The organism is Corynebacterium sp. HMSC074C03 (assembly GCF_001838285.1).
GTDB classification, from domain to species: Bacteria; Actinomycetota; Actinomycetes; order Mycobacteriales; family Mycobacteriaceae; genus Corynebacterium; species Corynebacterium amycolatum.
Genome location: NZ_KV836188.1, coordinates 1 through 16,852 on the forward strand (window position 1 = coordinate 1; position 16,852 = coordinate 16,852).

Consider the following 16,852-nt stretch of genomic DNA (forward strand, 5'->3'; position numbering starts at 1 on the left):
CCCATTATCGGGGACACTCACAAGGTAACGGGGCGGCAGCGGCAGCGGGCAGCGGGCACCGGAAGCGGCTGCGGCAGCGGGCTAAGCCCGATAAGCCAGCCAGCTAGTACAGCCGCCCCGCCTGGCTCCACACTCGTCGGCGACGCATGGCCAACTCGGCCGCTTTTCCTGTGATTGTGAGGGGCGGCCGCGCGAAGGCGTAGTTACCGCGATAGCAACTGCCACCATTTGCTAGGTGACGCCGGATTTCCGCGGCCGCTTGCCGCAAGGTGGCTACGGCGGTGCCGTCGAAAAGCTGTGACCAGACAATCCGGATGACATTCAGCCCGAGATTCTTCAGGCGCTTTTCGCGCTCCAGCTCCTTTGCGATTGCCACCTGCGTGTCCGCAACCCCGCCGTCGGTGTATTTCATACGGCCATCGAACTCGACGACCAGCCCAAGTTCGGGCAGATAGAAGTCCACGCGTGCGATGAAGCCACGATCATCCCGAAAGGAAACCTGCTGAAGCAACGGAGCCCGAGAATCGTCGACAGAAGCTAGCCCCGCCTGGACGATTGCTTCTTTAGTGAGCGATTCCCCAATGCTTTCCGACGACGCTGTCGCTTGCCGCAACAACCTCCTGGCCTGTGCATTTCCCGGAGCGCGGGGATAGGCAGCCAACGTGGCCAACAATTCCTCGGTGTCGGTGTGGTGCTGGAGGGCGGCGTCGGCAAGCACTAGTGCATTGTGCGGGGTGCGAGAACGGCAGACATCGATGACGGACTTTGGGACATCGGTGACGAGGCGGCCATCGACTTCTACGATGTCCTCGGGGAGAATCCGGCCGGAGACGCGGATGAGGCGTTTGTGCGGCTGGTACGGGCCATTCGGTGTGCTTCGCGATTGCCCGCGCGTGCGACCGGAGTTGGCTATCGCGATGGGAGTGCCGTGTGTGAGTAGAGGTAAACCGTGAAGAGCGGCGGCGGCATCGCGAGTGATTACGGTGGTGGTGCCGCGATGGATGAGCGCTTTGACCTCCAGAACGTAGCGTTCGGTGCTGTTTAGGGCGAGCCACCTGTCGACGGGCACGTACGCGCCATGCGCGAGCCACAAAAGGCTGCCGCTTTTGGCGCGCCGGTGGAGATCACGGTCGGAGTGCTGGCCGATTCGGGAAATTGCGAAAGTGCTGGGGCGGGCGCATTCGCGCTGCTGGCCGGTACGGATGATGTCGTCGGCGTCGTAGATCCACTGCGGCATCGGATTGCGCTCCTGAGGTCCAGGCAACTGCTGGTTGGTGGGTGGTGTGTGCTGGGCGGTGCGAGTGTTTGCGTGTTTGTGTGTTTGCGAGTGCTACGTTCTCATTTTTTGACACACGCGGAGGGTCAGGAGGCGTCGATTTGGCGTTGACTGTGGATGGTTTGCGGTTTTCGGGAGTTATCCACAGGAGCCGGTAGGTGCAGTGAGTGCAGTGTATGAAGTAGGCACGGCGGATGCGGCAGGCAAAGCGGGTGCAAGGCCCGCAGTGAGCCGTCGTGAGCAGCAAACCCAGCCCGGAATGCGACTTCACGACACCCATGTCACCTCGTGGCAGCTGTGGAGGTGGCATGAGGTGACACCCGTGTCGTGAAGTGGATTAGCCGATGGAGTGAGCCCCGCGGCCCCGCTCAACACGCCTAGCCACCACCCCAAGCCCCGCCTAGTCCAGCGGCTCGTCGATCAGGTCGACCTCTGGCAGCAGCGGAGCCAAATCAGGCAGCTGGTCCAGCGAATCAATCCCCAAAAGCTCCAGGAACAGCGTCGTCGTAACGTACAAATGCGCACCGGTGGCCGGGTCCTCTCCAGACTCAGCAATCAGGCCACGCGCGACCAGCGTGCGCATCACACCATCAACATTGACACCGCGCACACCGGAGACCTGCGCACGCGTGGCAGGCTGTCGGTACGCCACCACTGCCAGCGTCTCCATAGCTGCCCGTGAGAGCTTCGACTGCGAGCCATCCAGCAAGAAGCGCTCCACCGCGCTGGCGTGCGCGGGAGCCGTGTAGAAGCGCCAGCCCTCATCCGTTTCGCGTAGCTCGATGCCGCTGCGACGTGCACGGTATTCGTACTCGATTTCGCGAAGCACGTCACGGATATCGCTTGCGGAAACATCCAGCGCCCGCGCCATATCCTCCGCCGCCACCGGCGTATCGACCACAAGCAGAATCGACTCCACGCCCGCTCGCAACGGGTCGATGGGCGGCAACTGCGCCGAAGAAGCAGACGCAGACTCCGTGGCCTGCTCGGATGGTGCGGAACTGGTTTCGCTCATGCGCGTCAGATTACGCAACCTCTCGCGCCGGGCGCTAATTAGTGGCCGCTAATTAGCTGGGCCCCAACTCAGCCCCAGCCCAACCAAGCACAACCCAGCCCGACCAAGCCCGCACCGAGCAGGGGCCCAACTCAGCCCCAGCCCAACCAAGCCCAACCCAGCCCACGCCCGCCCCAGCCCAACAGCCAGCACAGACCAACAGCCACCTACTCCCAGTTCGCCGCCGCCACGACGGCCGGGTCCACGTCGAGGCCGGTCCAGGCCACGTGGATTTCCTCCAGCGCCTCCTCCTGCTCCACACCGATCGCCTTGGCTCGGTAGAGCTCCAGCAGCGCGAGGAACCGCCCAACAACCTCCATGGACACGCGACACTCCGATGTCAGCTGCGTAAAAGTCAGCCAGGTCCCCTCACCTGCTAGCCGCAGCGAGTCCAGAATCTTGCCCGCCTGCTCCGGCACGGACACGGGCACGCCGTGGATGTGCCCGACACCGACTTCCTCCGGTGGCTTCGGCCGCATCACGACGGCCGCAAACTCGGCAAACTCCCCGAGCGTCAGGCCCAGGCGCACGGGCGGCAGCAACTCCTCGAACTGCTCGTCCGGCCCCACGGCCCGCGGATAGCGCCGCGGCGCAGTCTTCTGCCACTCCTCAAACTGGTCGGCGACCTTGCCATACGCCTGGTACTGCAGCAGTCGGGCGAACAGCAGGTCGCGTGCTTCTAGCAGTTCGAGGTCTTCTTCGCTGTCGACGTCGCCACGCGGTAGGAGCCGTGCGGTTTTGAGGTCGAGCAGCGTCGCTGCCACGACGAGGAATTCCGTGATTTCGTCGAGGTCGCTGACTGCGTCGAGGCTGCGCGTGTATGCGATGAACTCGTCTGTGACCGCCGCCAGCGCGACTTCGGTGACGTCCATCTTTTTGCTGCTGATCAGCTGCAGTAGCAGGTCGAAGGGGCCGCTGAAGTTCGCGAGCGCGACGCGGAAGCCCGTAATCTCTTCCTGCACGCCCTCGCTTGACGACGGTTCGGGAGTGTAACTATCCGGGGAAGTCACCTATTATTTGCGGCCTTTGCGCTCGATGACCTCGCGGGCCAGGTTGCGGTACTGCGCCGCAGCTGGGGTGTTCGGCGCCCAGGTGGTGATGGGCTCGCCGGCGACAGAGGTTTCCGGGAAGCGGACGGTACGGGTGATGACCGTATCGAAGACCTTGTCACCGAAGACCTCGATGAGGCGTTCCATGACTTCCTTGGCGTGGCGCGTGCGGCGGTCGAACATGGTGACCAGGATGCCGGAGACTTCCAGGTTGAAGTTCAGGCGGTCGCGGACCTTGGCCACTGTGTCGGTGAGCAGTGCCAGGCCGCGCAGGGAGAAGTATTCGGCCACCATTGGGATGATGACGCCCTCGGCGATGGTCAGCGCATTGACGGTCAGCAGGCCCAGCGACGGCTGGCAGTCAATGATGATGAAGTCGTAGTCATTCATCACTGGGCGCAGCGCGCGGCCCAAGGCCTGTTCGCGGCCGACTTCGTTGACAAGCTGAATCTCCGCAGCGGACAGGTCGATGTTGGCCGGGACGAGATCCAGGCCGGAGACTTTGGTGTGGTGGATAGCGTCGCGGACATCGGTGGTGTCGTCGACGATGAGGTTGTAGACGGTCAGGTCGAGTTCCTCATGCGGGACACCCAGGCCGGCGGATAGTGCGCCTTGCGGGTCCAAGTCAACGAGCAGGACTTTACGACCGAACTCCGCCAGTGCCGCGCCCAGGTTGATGGTCGAGGTGGTTTTACCCACGCCGCCCTTCTGGTTACACATTGCCAGGATGACCGCGGGGCCGTGACTGGTCAGGGGTGCGGGTTCCGGTAGCTCGCGCACCGGACGGCCGGTGAGACCGAGTTCAACTCGATCGGCCTCAAACAACCCTTCTTCAGCCACAGTCAATCCCTCTTCCTTGAAGATTTCTCATCAATTCTACTGCGCCACGTAATACTGCGTAATACCGCCATATATTACCGCCACGTGGTAGCGCTACATACTACCGCCGCATATTACCGCGAGTATTCAGCCCGTGGGTGAGCCCCCGCCCAGACTCGTCGCATATTCTCCGCGGTAATCATGGTGTAAATCTGGGTCGTCGTCACGGAGGCGTGTCCGAGCAGCTCTTGGACTACGCGCACATCGGCACCACCTTCAATGAGGTGCGTGCCGAAACTGTGGCGCAAGGTGTGCGGGGAAATTTTCACGCTCAGCCCGGCGCGCTCCCCCAGCTCCGCCAGTGTATTTCCGGCCGACTGTCGCGACAGCCTGCGTCCCAGCGAGTTGATAAACAGCGCCGGCCCGGAGTTCGCCCGCACCCAGCTCGGCCGCCCGCGGGTCAGCCACGCATCCAGCGCCGCCATGGCCGGCGAGCCCACGGGCACGATGCGCTCCTTGCCACCCTTGCCACGCAGTAACACGAGGTTGGTTTCGCGGTCCACGTCATCGATATCCAGACCGGTAACCTCTGAAACACGGGCGCCGGTCGAGTACAGAAACTCCACCAGTGCACGGTTGCGCAAATCCGTCACGTCCGCGGTGTCGTCATTGGGGATGGACTCGATTAGCCGGGTGACCTCATCAATGCTGAGTGCCTTCGGATACCGCGAAGGCTGCTTCGGCGGCGCCACCCGCTTGGCGACATCCACCTCCAACGCGCCCTCACCCACCGCGAACTTGTGGAAGCTCCGCACAGCCGACAGCGACCGCGTCACCGAGGTCGGGGCCAGTGCCGGCCGGCCCGCCGACGTATCTCCCCGCGCCAGATACGCCAGGAACTCTGTCACATCCTGCTCGGTGACCTGCGCCAATTCCGTGCGCCCGATCTCCCGCAGGTAGGTGCGGTATTTCTCCAAGTCGCGCTTATAACTGGCGAGCGTATTCGCCGACAGGCCCTTTTCCACCGCGAGGTAGGTTACGAAGGCATCGACAAGCGGATCGATCGAGCTCATCGGATACGTTTCAAATCCGCACCGGCGTCGAGCTGCTCCGTCCGGCGCTTCGCCAGGGCCGTCGGTCTGATGTCGAACGGCTCCGCGACCGCGCGCGGCGTGGCACCCCGCAGCAGCACCTCCGCCGCCAGCAGAATGCCGGACAGCGCGATGCCGTTGAGGATCTCTCCGCGCAGCGCCATCGCCACCGCATCCTCGACGCCAATCCACGACGCAGTCATGTCCGCTTCCTCATCGTGGGCTTCCGGCTTATCGACGGCATGGAGCCCGCTGGCCAGGTAGATTCGGACCGCTTCCTCTGCGAAGCCGGGCGAGCTGAACATATCAGTAAGCAGGGACCAGGACTCGGCCTCCAGTCCGGCTTCCTCGACCAGCTCGCGCTTGGCGGCCTCCAGCGGGTCTTCATCCGCGACATCGAGAAGCCCGGCCGGCAGCTCCACCAGGCGCTTCCCTGCCGCCTGCCGCCACTGATTCAGCAAGTAGAGACGGTTATTCTCATCTGCGGCAACGACCGCGACAGCGCCGAAATGCTCCACGATCTCGCGGGCGGAAATATTCCCACCCGGCATTCGCACCTGGTCGCGGCGAACCGCGAGAATAGGTGCCTCGAGAACAATCTCGGAATCAACAACGTCAAATTGGTGCGCCATGAGTTTCACTCTAATAGGTAGGCCGGATTCCCCCTCGCGGACCTAAGCTAAGCGCGCTTGAGGGCTGCGTTGATGAGTCCGTCGAAAAGCGGATGGGCGTTGGTGGGGCGTGACTTCAGCTCCGGGTGTGCCTGCGTGGCCACGAGGTATGGGTGCACGTCCGTGGGGTACTCGACGAATTCGACGAGCTTGCCGTCCGGAGAGGTGCCAGAGATGACCAGGCCGGCTTCTTCGAGCTGGGCGCGGTAGGCGTTGTTGACCTCGTAGCGGTGGCGGTGGCGCTCGGTGACATCGGTGGTGCCGTAGAGGCGCGCGACGACGGAGTCTTCAGCGAGCTTCGCCGGGCAGGAACCCAGGCGCATGGATCCGCCCAGGTCAGCCTCGCCGGAGACGGCCTGGAGCTGTTCCTCCATCGTGGCAATCACTGGCTCGGCCGCGTTCTCGTCGAACTCGGTCGAGGACGCGCCTTCGACACCCGCGGTCCGTGCCGCCTCGATGACAACACACTGCATGCCCAGGCAGATTCCCAAAAGTGGCGTGCCGGTTTCCTTGGCGTAGCGGATGGTCGCGATCTTGCCTTCGATTCCGCGCCCGCCGAAGCCGCCGGGGATGACGATCGCGTCAACGCCGGCCATGTTTTCTTTCAGCCCTTCGGGGGTTTCGCAGTCGTCGGAGGCAACCCAGCGAATGTTCGCTTTCACGCGGTGGGCGAAACCGGCGGCACGCACAGCTTCCGCGACGGACAGGTAGGCGTCCGGCAGGTCGATGTATTTACCGACCAAGGCCACCGTGACCTCACCCTTCGGGTCGTGGACGCGCTCAAGCAGGTCTCCCCACACGGCCCAATCCATGTCGCGGAACGGCAGGTTCAGGCGGCGGATGATGAAGGTGTCCAGGTGCTCGTCGTAGAGGACCTTCGGGATGTCGTAGATACTCGGCGCATCCGGACAGGACACCACGCCCTCGCGGTCGATGTCACACATCAGCGCGATCTTGTTTTTGAGAGAGTCGGGGACGTCGCGGTCGCATCGCAAAACGACGGCATCGGGAACCAGGCCAATCGAGCGAAGTTCAGCCACCGAGTGCTGTGTGGGCTTGGTCTTCAGTTCCTTGGAGGGGCCGAGGTACGGAACCAATGACACATGTAGGTAGAAGACGTTCTCGCGGCCGACGTCGTGACGCACTTGCCGCGCGGCTTCCAGGAAGGGCTGTGATTCGATATCGCCGACGGTGCCGCCGATTTCGGTGATGACCACGTCGGGCTTTTCGCCGTTCGCGTCCGCGTTGCCCATAGCGACGATGCGGGATTTGATCTCGTCGGTGATGTGCGGGATGACCTGGACGGTCTGGCCGAGGAATTCGCCGCGGCGCTCCTTGGCGATGACCGAGGAATAGACTTTGCCGGTGGTGACGTTGCCGCCGGCGGAGAGGTTGCGGTCGAGGAAGCGCTCGTAATGCCCCAGGTCCAGATCGGTTTCCGCGCCGTCTTCGGTGACGAAGACCTCGCCGTGCTGGAAGGGGTTCATGGTGCCCGGATCCACGTTGAGGTAGGGATCGAGCTTCTGCATAGTCACTTTGAGACCACGCGAGGTAAGCAGGCGGCCGAGCGAAGCCGCGGTTAAGCCTTTGCCGAGGGAGGAGGCAACGCCTCCTGTAACGATGATGTATTTCGTAACCACGGGACTTCAGAATATCGCCTGCGCGGGTGTGAGCGCAAGCGATTTTTCACAATGGCGGATAATTTCTTCATATTTGGGTAACTTTTCGGTTTTTCTACAAGGCTTGACGACGGCCATAGCTACAGCCACGGTTGCGGCGTGTAAAGGCGATCAAGACTTCGGCCACGGTTGCGGTGCATGGCCGGAGTCGTGGCTATACCTCGGACCGAACCCCACCTGCAGTGCATCAATGCATAAACGCGACGATGCCGTTACCCTCGGGGCCATGACTGATTTAGCAAATAAGACCATTGCAGTATTGGCCACCGATGGATTTGAGGACTCCGAGCTGACGAGCCCGGCTGAGGCTGTGAAGGATGCCGGTGCGACCGTGCATGTGGTTTCCACGGAGGAAGGCTCCATTGAGGGCAAGAATGGCACGCAGGTGGACGTCGATAAGCTCACCAGCAGCGTTTCTGCCGATGATTACGATGCCCTGATTCTGCCGGGCGGCACCGTGAATGCTGACCAGATTCGCATCGATAAGGATGCTGTGGCTTTGGTGAAGGGATTCGCCGCAGCTAACAAGCCAATCGGCGTGATTTGCCACGGCGGTTGGATTCTCACCGATGCGGATGCGCTGAAGGGCCGCACTATTACCTCCTACATCAGCGTCAAGACTGACCTGATTAACGCTGGTGCCAACTGGGTCGATGAGGAAGTTGTCGTTGACGGCAACCTGATTTCCTCCCGCACCCCGGCCGACCTTGAGGCTTTCAACAAGGCTCTCGTAGAGAACTTCTAAGCCACTCGGCTTTTAGCACCACCAAAGGACGGCTGTTGCCATGAGTTCATATTGGGATAACCCAAAGTCGCTGTGGGATCAGATTCCACAGCACGATCAGGAAGATGCTTCCGGGCAGCAGCCTGCCGCGCCCGAGCAGCTTCCCGCGCCTGAGCAACCTTCCGCGCCCGAGCAGCCTCCCGCACCGCAGCAGCTTCCGCCACAGCAAGGGCGTTACCAGGGACTGCTCTCGCACAACAGCATCGTTATCCAGCAGATTCGAAACTTCATGGCGGATGATTTCGACATCCTGGATACCGAGGGCAATTGCATCGGCAAGATTGAAACTACTGGTGGCACGCTGAGCCGCATGTTTATGGGCTCTCGTCGCCTGACAGTTTCCGAGCCAGACGGCACTCCGGTATTCGTTATTACCGATCCGACCGATCTTGCCCTTGACCGTTACGAGGTCTACTACCCCGACCCGCATGCGACAGCCCCTGAAGGCCAGCAGCAAGATGGAGCAGAGTCATCGCGCCTTTTGGCCACTATTCAGCAGAAGTTTGCGTTCTTTAAGCGGCGGCTGGAGATTTCCATCCCCGGTTTTGCCAATTGCGAGGTCGACGGCGACGTCTGGCATTACGACGCCACTTTCTTTATCAACGACATAGAAGTCGCCCAGATGTCACGAAAGTGGTCGGGGTTTACAAATTTCCTATCCGGCAATGAGCGTTACATGCTCCAGCTCAAAGATGATTTGCCGCCACAATTGCGCGCGGCCATTATTGGCGCCGCCATTGCCCTGGATTTGATGGCGAAAAAGGCGCAATCCGACTAGCTAAAATCGCTGTCGGCTCGCGCCCTTTATCAAGAGCTACTGCTCACGAATATCGCTACCGCGCCCCTGCAGCCTGGGCAATGCGTCCGTCCATTTCCGTGATGCCATCAGAAACGGCATTGACGTGTTCTGGGCGAACATTAGCGTTGTCATTGATGCCGCCTTCAACAACAGCGGTTACCGGTACACACGGAACCTCAACATTACGTCCGAGCGCATTCGCTACCAGTGCAATTGCCCGTGGCGAGAAAGTCAGCCCGATGTGACCCGATAGATCTGCAGAGCACCCATCCTGCAGCAGAATGTTGTTGGAAGTCGGTGCGTTCCACTGGCTTGCAGCCATTGGCGTGACGGCTTCATCAACCTGAGTCGAGATTGCAACATAGTTGACACCCGGCTGCTCCAGGCCGCCTTCATTGATCTTGGCCATGAACTGGCCGTGCTGCATCAGATCCACCAGGCTGGGGCTGACAATGTACCCCGCAGCCTTGTCACCGGCATTGTCGAACTGGTTGAGCTCCTCCAAACCATAGGAGATACCGAGCAGCGATGTGCCGTGCAGCACGCCCGCCAGGGACACTACAGTTCCAATTCCCCGGCCCTGCTCCTGCTTGGCGTAAGCGGCAGCCAAGGTGCCACCTGCAGAGTGACCAACAATGTCAACTTCGGTCGCTCCGGTTTCCGCCTTGAGGGTTTCAATCTTCGCAGTCAGCTCTGCCAAAGCGGTATCCAACGGGGTCATGTTACGCATGGTTGGAATAGATCCCAGCACCGAAAACTCATCAGGGCCTAGCTTGCCGACGTTAAATGCGTACAGACACTTCCCCATTGCCTTTAGCTCCGGTGCCATGCGGGCGTAGGTCTGGTACGAGTTCGAGTTCATTCCGTGAATCATGACCACTGGATTATCACCAGGAGCAGGAACGCACTGCACATTCGTGCCCTCTGGGCTGATGTTTTCCGTCATCCCCTGGTTGACCATGACAGTGGGGAAATCATTTGCCTTTGGACCCCACTCGCCCATTTCGGTCCAGGACAGAACCTGATCATTACCGGTTGCCGAAGCCGGTACGGCAGCCGCGATGGGAGCCGCCGCCAGAGCGACACCAGCTGCAGCCAACAGTGCCGTGGCTGACCGTGCCAGCTTTGCAAATGCTCGTTGAGTGCCCATGATTACTCCTTGCCTAGAGCAGTGAATAGTAAAACGGTTCCAATAAGAACTACGGCATGGGCAAGAGCAAAAAACAGGCTATGAATCGCAATCGTACCCTGAAAAGCGGCCAACTAAAGCCCCTCAAAGGGGTTAATACAATGTAATCTAAATATAACTATAACGCGATTCACCTACAGCTCCGTAGGTTATTAGAGTGATTTCGGTTACAGTCCGAGACACGAGTGACTTCCGCCCCCATCCCGTGCATACAGCGCCGACAGCAACTGCAAAATAGCTCGAGACCTGCAGGGCCAGGAACTTGCTCAAGTACCGATTCAGGACCCAGTTGAGGAAAAGCAGGGAAAATGCGATTCCAGCACCTGAATACTCCGGCACTAACGGATCATGAATGCCCGCATGCTCAAACATTATGAACAGCAATGAGTTCGCGGCCACAATGACCACTAGCACCGACATACTGGCGAGTAAATGCAGGCTGCGACGCAGCCAAGTCCTGGGGAAACTGCTAGCTTCCCAAGGACGAAAACGAGAACAGTCGTTCTAATAGACCTAATTCCCAATCCGGCCTTCTTACTAGTGTTCAGTGCATGACCACGTTTGATTCGCCAATTATTAGGGTGTTTTTCACTGAGAATGACGTCAAGGCGGCGCAGAAGCTTTCAGTGCAATCCCCGTTGGTCGAGGTTGCAGCTGGTGTCTACCGCACTACCGTGGATAACTTCGAGGTCCAGGTTGATGGGTTCACTTTTCCTGGCTGCACTTCATGTCAGTGCGATGACTTCCGTACAAGGAAGTCGTGTGCACACGTCTGCTTCGGCGTCGCAACAATGCTGGCCGAACATCCCAGTATTAAAGAAGTCCTGTGGCCGGATCCTGATGCGGCTATGAACCCGGATCTGTTGGAACCGGATTGCTACTACGAGCTCAAAATGCTCCCCATGACATACTCCCCTTCGTGCCAAGGTGGCCGCACATTGGCGGAGTCAATATTGGATAAGGCGAGCCAATGCCACGGAGTCATTGACGATGCCCGAATCGCCGATGAGGTAAAACGCCTGTTCCAGGATTACTTCGAACTGCCAGGATCATGGGATCCCGATATTCGCAGGAAGGAAATTGAGGCGTTGATAGCCGAACTTCACGACCTCGGTGTTGACGACAAGGAGATTCGAACTCTCGTGTCAGAACACCCCGGGTATTCAGACGTAATTCCTCGTCGCTGGTGGCCACGGAGTTGGTGGAAGATACTGTTCCTGCCATCTACTTGGTGGCCACAAACATTGCGGCCGAGCAACTGGCAAATCTGATATAGGCGAAGCTAGCCCACGAAATAGACAAAACACCTTTTCGCCTGCACTTACATTAAGGTATTTCACATGCACAAACGACATATTTTCGCCCTTGCACTTACAATTCCTGCACTATGCCTTTCGGCTTGCTCCAACGGAGAACCAGAAAAAGCACCGGAGCCGACGACGGTTACAAAAACAGTCACCAGCCCAGAAAGCAGTACAGAGTCGACGACGATATCCACCACCAAATCTCCTACCCCGTCGGCGACCCCGACCCGGACGTCGGAAAGTTCCAAACCCACTGGTTACACCGGCGCGCCCAATGGCGAGCCAACAGCTATAAACAAGACGATTTCGCATTGCGCCAAATCTTCGCAGGGCCTCTATGAGCAAGGCACCACCTGGTTTACAGACGGTACTACCGGCTGGACACAGTATTGTGCCAACAATTTCTATGACGGCCCACCTACAAACACTGCCCCAGAGCCACAAAACAACGAGCCGTCCCCATGGGTTCAAGGCCAAATCGATTGGGCCGATTGCCTTAACTCTGGCCATTCAGAAGAAGAATGCCGCACGATGTTGAATTAAGAAGTGCCATACGGACGGGCTCTTCGACTAGATAGACCCCTGATTACTACGGTTGTGCTGAAGGAAGTGCCAGTTTTGTTGCAGGCACAGCTATCATCGGATGCGTTGTTGCGCGCCGAGGTTAAGACGCGAACCAACTTGTTCTACTAGCATCAATTCAAATTGTTAGTTTGCAAAAGCAAGAGGTAACTCACCATGCAGGGGTCTGTCCAACCAATCCTGAGCGTCTACGACAGCGCAAGCCGTCAGCTCATCATTCCCGTTTACCAGCGGAATTATGACTGGAAAATCCCCCAATGCGAGCGACTATTCGACGACCTTGTGGCGCTCCACAAGGAGGACAAAGAAAGTCACTTTTTCGGCGCTGTTGTGGCCGATACTCGAAATGCTTTCCACTGGGTGATTATCGATGGACAGCAGCGTATTACTACGACAAGTTTGCTTCTTCTCGCGCTCGCGCATGCCTTAGATGCCGGAGAGATGAAATCTGACGATAAGGATCTTTCCAAGAGTATTAAGACTTCCCTGCTCAAGTCAGACTCAGGCACTGATACGACCAAATTCAAGCTGAAGCCAGTCAAAAATGATGCTGCGGCCTATCAGAAGCTATTCAGTGGTCAGGCTCTCATCGAAGACAGCAATATCACTCGTAACTACCGTTATTTCCGAGAGCGTCTCGCCAGAGGCGAACTTTCTGGCGATGAGCTATGGCGCGCGATAAATGGTCTGCAAACGATGATTCTGACTCTTGGCAAAGATGATGATCCTCAACAGATTTTTGAGAGCCTAAACTCAACAGGATTGTCTCTCTCCGAAGCCGATAAAATTCGCAATCTCGTTCTTATGGACTCAACTCCTGAACAGCAGGAATACCTCTATGAGAACTACTGGAATGAGATTGAGAACTATGTAGATTACAAGACTGACTGGTTTATTAGGCTGTACTTAACGCCGTACCTTCGTAAAGCTCCTCGTTGGGATGCGCTATACGAAACTTTCAAGGCTTTCAAAAAGGGCAAGGACATCCGAGAAGTCCTAACTGACATGCATGAGTCAGCAAGGTACGCGCATGATGTATCTAACGCCTGTACTGGAGTTGCTGCAGCTGATCGTCGACTCCGTAAATTCAATATCCTGCAGCGCGATGTGGCCTTTCCGTTTTTGGTTCCAGTTGTTGGTGAGTTCCGACGTGGAAATATTACGGACACCGAACTCGCTGAAATAGTCGAAATCATTGACAGCTATGTTTTCCGTCAATTCGTATGCGACATCTCAACCAGGTCAATGGGTAATACCTTCGCATCTTTGTTTGCAGAAGCAATGCGTATTCGCGGCGGGTCATCGCTATCAGACGTTGTCACTTACCTGCTAGTTCGCCGAACTGAAGGTACCACCAGGTTCCCGAGCGACGAAGAGTTCAAGCATGACTTCCGCACCCGGAATATGTACAAAATTCGGCCACAAAACCGAAACTATTTGTACGAATGCTTAGAGAATCTTGATTCAAACGACACTCGGGATATTTCAGGTGCCCTCGAGGAGCAGTCCATCAGTGTGGAACACATCATGCCGCAAACACTCACTCCAGAATGGAAGAGAGAACTTGGCGATGATGCTGAGCAGATTCATGAAGAATGGCTAAACCGAATTGGTAATCTTACAATTACTGGTTATAACTCCATGTACTCAAATAGGTCGTACCAAGAAAAACGCGAGACGGAAAACGGATTTCTCGATTCCCCTTACTCACTCAATAAAGTGATGAAAAATAGTTCGACTTGGGGATTAGCACAGCTAAAAGAACGCACGGATCGACTAACGGAAGCAGCTCTCGGTTACTGGCCACGTCCCACGACAGATTTTAAGCCGAAGGTCGCCCCGCTCCCGCAAGAACCACTCGGTGAGGATACTTCGTTTACAGGTAGGCATGTCGTTGCTTTCGAGTATCACGACATTCGAAAGTCCGTTAGTTCATGGGTTGAGGCCACCTTTGAAATCGCTCGGTTGATTTACTCTGAGCATCCTGATTCGGTTCGTAAATACGCTGAAACTTCTCGTTTTTGGGCACTGACTGAGACCTCACCTGCCTACTTTGCTGAAATTGCACCAGGTTTACATGTCCGTGTTGGTGGTGAAACAAATGCACGTGTATTAGGAATTAGGCAACTATTTGATGCCCTTGACCTCGACAAAGAGGAACTTATTTTCACATTTCGCAAGAACAAAGACACCAAGCAGGAAGAAGCCAAAGATTCGCGGTTTATCAAGATAACGAAACTTGAGCCTCTGATTGAGGAACTCTCTACCCCAGGCACCGAGGCTGAGGATGCTAATCAGCTATTAGTCGATATCGTGACCGTCGCAGCCGAGCTAAGAGAGGGCGATGAGAATCCGCTCAGAAAGCTGAACATCAATGATATTTCCGACTCTGATTTTATTGAGTCTGCCTCAGCCAACGAGCTGCTTTGGAGTTTTGAGAAATTCGAGGAGGTCGACAAGTTGATGCCAGGAATGGGCATGCTAGGCCATCTCAGGGATGGAACTCTGTTGAAAATTGTCCAAACAATTTCAGCAAACGACGATTCCGAGTAAAACCATATGAGCTCAGCGCAATCATTGCAGCCAACCGCGCTGGGCATCACCGCCTACCCAGCCCTACCAGTAAAAGCCGTCCATCCCCCCCCGAACAAAACCCAACAGCACCTAACTCTCCAACCGCTCCAGAACCAGCGCAGCGACTTCATCAATTTTCTCTGCATAGCCAGTGCGCTGGGTCAGCTGAGTTCCCCGCACGCCATCGGTTGCTTGCAGGTCTGCAATTGGTGAATGACTGTCCTGGGCGGTCGCCGGCATGGAGTACATGTGCGGCACATGCCCAATCAGGTACTGGTCACACGAATGCCCGAGGCTATCGCCGATTCGCTTTGCTTCGTCGTCAAACTTGCCGCGGAATCGTTCAAACGCTCCGACCAGCTGCTGTTTACCGTTCGAGCGCTTCTTCACGTATTCCAGCCTTGTGTAGCCAAGGTAATGAAGCCCACGCCCATCGTGTCCGAGCAGCCGAAGCTTTCGAGTTTTCTTCGAAATATCTGGCGAGTAGTTCCTCCACTGGGCAAGATTCCCCTCGGAAATTTCGCTGTACTCAGTCACCCAGTCATTGAACCACTTAGCGAGGTTTCCAACGGCATGGAAGCTAAACAGGTCGGTTGACGTCGGAGTAACGAAGGCGTCGCAGCCCAGAAGTACGGTGCGATTGAAAGGGCCTAACGACGGTCCCACGTCGTAGAAGATGTAGTCGTAGCGATCCTCATCCTCCATCGCCACAGCCAACTGCCCGGCCCAGTGGATTCACCGAAAATCACCAGTTTTCTTGGCTAGCGATGACTGCCATGCGTCACTCATGACATCTTCAATGTTGGAAAGAGCCGGATGCCCTGGCAGGACATCGACACCAAACCGCTCCGAACGCACTGGCCGGATGTCAGGCTCGATATCGGTCTCACCCTCCCATAGCGGGATAAACAGCGAATAGACGGTATTAGCCAGCGAATCTCGCTCGGCCTGTTCATCATTCTTGCTGCTCAGGTAGATTCTCTCGTGCTGCTCTTCAGTCAGCATGAGTTGTGTGGCATTACACTGCGGATGGCAATCCACATAGAGCACTCGTTTACCTTGACGAGCGAAATAATGAGCGACATTGGTGGAAAGAGTGGTCTTCCCCACCCCACCCTTATTGTTGAAGAAACTGAGTGTCCGCATCGGGCTTCCTATTTACGTAAAAACAGTCTCCCGATTGTATAAGACCTGAAGCCCACTCAAGTAACCCCGCAACGACAGGTCACACCCGATTAGGAATCGATATTCGTTCCCGCAAACAAAAGCCGTTACAAAATCTGCCAAACTACGCATATTCTCAAGCTCTGCAAAAATAGTCGTTACAAATTACGCTCAGTATTACCTCTCTTTATCTCATCTCGAATAGATTTTAGCTCCTTAACGATTCTTTCATTTTCCGTAGGACTGAAAATTTTGCCACGATATATGGATGGATCCAAGACGAAATCACCATCATATTTCCGTTCGTTGTAACCTTCATAATAAATTTTGAGGATAGTATTCGCCATTACCCCTTCACCTGAAACCTCAAACTTTGCGTCTTTGGCGATAACCCAGTACGGAAATGATGCCTTAAATCCTGGCGCCCACGATTTATGTTCCTTTTCCAATAGTCCCTGCCTGAGAAGTGTTAATGGCACCATCGAATAATGCTTATTCCTGAGGCTTTCACTATTTAACTTATCTAAAGAGACGTTGTCGGGAAGCGGTGGAATGAACTCGAATTTTATGTTCTTTGCTTCAGTTCTTCCAACATTCGTAACCTCAATACTTAAGTCATCTTCTGGTTTTGTGGGCGGAAGCAAAGTCGCCTGCATAATAGGACGGGCTGATTCAATTTGAGAATCTCGGATTTGTCGAAAATTCAAAAGAGCAATTACAACCGAAATTGTTGCAACTATCAAAGCTACAAACGAGATGAGAGCCTCTGTTCGACTTGTTGTCCACCAATGAAAAAATGAAATAAGATAATGCAACT

The 16,852-nt window shown here is 56.5% G+C and carries 13 protein-coding genes and 1 pseudogene; 4 read left to right on the top strand and 10 right to left on the bottom strand.

The features are described from left to right. Positions 1-103: 103 nt before the first annotated feature. The 7 genes from HMPREF2847_RS00005 to HMPREF2847_RS00035 form a co-directional block, all read right to left on the bottom strand. Positions 104-1,237, bottom strand: a complete 1,134-nt coding sequence (locus tag HMPREF2847_RS00005) for a PDDEXK family nuclease (protein ID WP_070851059.1) — start codon at positions 1,235-1,237, stop codon at positions 104-106. A gap of 439 nt (positions 1,238-1,676) precedes the next feature. Then, the gene (gene scpB / locus HMPREF2847_RS00010; protein WP_070767213.1) at positions 1,677-2,291 is read right to left on the bottom strand and encodes an SMC-Scp complex subunit ScpB; all 615 of its coding nucleotides are present in this window, start codon (positions 2,289-2,291) and stop codon (positions 1,677-1,679) included. A gap of 206 nt (positions 2,292-2,497) precedes the next feature. Continuing rightward, on the bottom strand, positions 2,498-3,340 hold the full coding sequence (locus HMPREF2847_RS00015; RefSeq protein WP_187401053.1) for a segregation and condensation protein A: 843 nt from the start codon (positions 3,338-3,340) through the stop codon (positions 2,498-2,500). Positions 3,341-3,343: 3 nt separating this feature from the next. Then, positions 3,344-4,219 carry a ParA family protein gene (locus tag HMPREF2847_RS00020; protein WP_038625574.1) on the bottom strand — a complete coding sequence of 292 codons (876 nt, stop codon included), beginning with the start codon at positions 4,217-4,219 and terminating at the stop codon, positions 3,344-3,346. A 113-nt stretch (positions 4,220-4,332) separates the two neighbouring features. Next, on the bottom strand, positions 4,333-5,271 hold the full coding sequence (locus tag HMPREF2847_RS00025) for a site-specific tyrosine recombinase XerD (protein ID WP_070851061.1): 939 nt from the start codon (positions 5,269-5,271) through the stop codon (positions 4,333-4,335). After that, the gene (locus HMPREF2847_RS00030) at positions 5,268-5,921 is read right to left on the bottom strand and encodes an NUDIX domain-containing protein (RefSeq protein ID WP_070851062.1); all 654 of its coding nucleotides are present in this window, start codon (positions 5,919-5,921) and stop codon (positions 5,268-5,270) included. The genes HMPREF2847_RS00025 and HMPREF2847_RS00030 overlap by 4 nt, the downstream gene beginning before the upstream one ends. Before the next feature lie 47 nt (positions 5,922-5,968). After that, a complete protein-coding gene (locus HMPREF2847_RS00035; RefSeq protein ID WP_070851064.1) occupies positions 5,969-7,600 on the bottom strand; it encodes a CTP synthase in 1,632 nt (543 codons plus the stop codon). Between the two features lie 265 nt (positions 7,601-7,865). Here HMPREF2847_RS00035 and HMPREF2847_RS00040 point away from each other — a divergent pair, with 265 nt between their 5' ends. Continuing rightward, entirely contained in the window at positions 7,866-8,384 is a 519-nt protein-coding gene (locus HMPREF2847_RS00040) for a type 1 glutamine amidotransferase domain-containing protein (protein ID WP_070851096.1), read from the top strand. A gap of 40 nt (positions 8,385-8,424) precedes the next feature. After that, positions 8,425-9,201 (top strand): LURP-one-related/scramblase family protein, encoded by a 777-nt coding sequence (locus tag HMPREF2847_RS00045; RefSeq protein ID WP_070851065.1) that lies wholly within the window; start codon positions 8,425-8,427, stop codon positions 9,199-9,201. 55 nt (positions 9,202-9,256) lie between these two features. Here the strand turns inward: HMPREF2847_RS00045 and HMPREF2847_RS00050 are convergent, their stop codons facing one another. Further along, positions 9,257-10,372, bottom strand: coding sequence for an esterase/lipase family protein (locus HMPREF2847_RS00050; RefSeq protein WP_070851066.1), 1,116 nt, complete (start codon positions 10,370-10,372; stop codon positions 9,257-9,259). Positions 10,373-10,962: 590 nt separating this feature from the next. On the opposite strand from HMPREF2847_RS00050, the gene HMPREF2847_RS00060 reads away from it, so the two are divergent. After that, the gene (locus tag HMPREF2847_RS00060; RefSeq protein ID WP_141765035.1) at positions 10,963-11,682 is read left to right on the top strand and encodes a hypothetical protein; all 720 of its coding nucleotides are present in this window, start codon (positions 10,963-10,965) and stop codon (positions 11,680-11,682) included. Positions 11,683-12,453: 771 nt separating this feature from the next. Then, the gene (locus HMPREF2847_RS00070; protein ID WP_070851073.1) at positions 12,454-14,850 is read left to right on the top strand and encodes a DUF262 domain-containing protein; all 2,397 of its coding nucleotides are present in this window, start codon (positions 12,454-12,456) and stop codon (positions 14,848-14,850) included. A 111-nt stretch (positions 14,851-14,961) separates the two neighbouring features. On the opposite strand, the pseudogene HMPREF2847_RS11910 reads toward HMPREF2847_RS00070, so the two are convergent. Further along, positions 14,962-16,017 (bottom strand): annotated as a pseudogene (locus HMPREF2847_RS11910) (ParA family protein). A 176-nt stretch (positions 16,018-16,193) separates the two neighbouring features. Next, positions 16,194-16,850, bottom strand: a complete 657-nt coding sequence (locus HMPREF2847_RS11390; protein ID WP_141765036.1) for a hypothetical protein — start codon at positions 16,848-16,850, stop codon at positions 16,194-16,196. Positions 16,851-16,852 lie beyond the last annotated feature (2 nt).

Excerpts from the sequence above, each read along its gene's own strand:
- HMPREF2847_RS00070 (WP_070851073.1), top strand. The coding sequence starts at position 12,454 with ATGCAGGGGTCTGTCCAACCAATCCTGAGCGTCTACGACAGCGCAAGC.
- HMPREF2847_RS00025 (WP_070851061.1), bottom strand. The coding sequence starts at position 5,271 with ATGAGCTCGATCGATCCGCTTGTCGATGCCTTCGTAACCTACCTCGCG.
- HMPREF2847_RS00040 (WP_070851096.1), top strand. The coding sequence starts at position 7,866 with ATGACTGATTTAGCAAATAAGACCATTGCAGTATTGGCCACCGATGGA.
- HMPREF2847_RS00005 (WP_070851059.1), bottom strand. The coding sequence starts at position 1,237 with ATGCCGCAGTGGATCTACGACGCCGACGACATCATCCGTACCGGCCAG.
- HMPREF2847_RS00060 (WP_141765035.1), top strand. The coding sequence starts at position 10,963 with ATGACCACGTTTGATTCGCCAATTATTAGGGTGTTTTTCACTGAGAAT.
- scpB (WP_070767213.1), bottom strand. The coding sequence starts at position 2,291 with ATGAGCGAAACCAGTTCCGCACCATCCGAGCAGGCCACGGAGTCTGCG.
- HMPREF2847_RS00050 (WP_070851066.1), bottom strand. The coding sequence starts at position 10,372 with ATGGGCACTCAACGAGCATTTGCAAAGCTGGCACGGTCAGCCACGGCA.
- HMPREF2847_RS00045 (WP_070851065.1), top strand. The coding sequence starts at position 8,425 with ATGAGTTCATATTGGGATAACCCAAAGTCGCTGTGGGATCAGATTCCA.
- HMPREF2847_RS00030 (WP_070851062.1), bottom strand. The coding sequence starts at position 5,921 with ATGGCGCACCAATTTGACGTTGTTGATTCCGAGATTGTTCTCGAGGCA.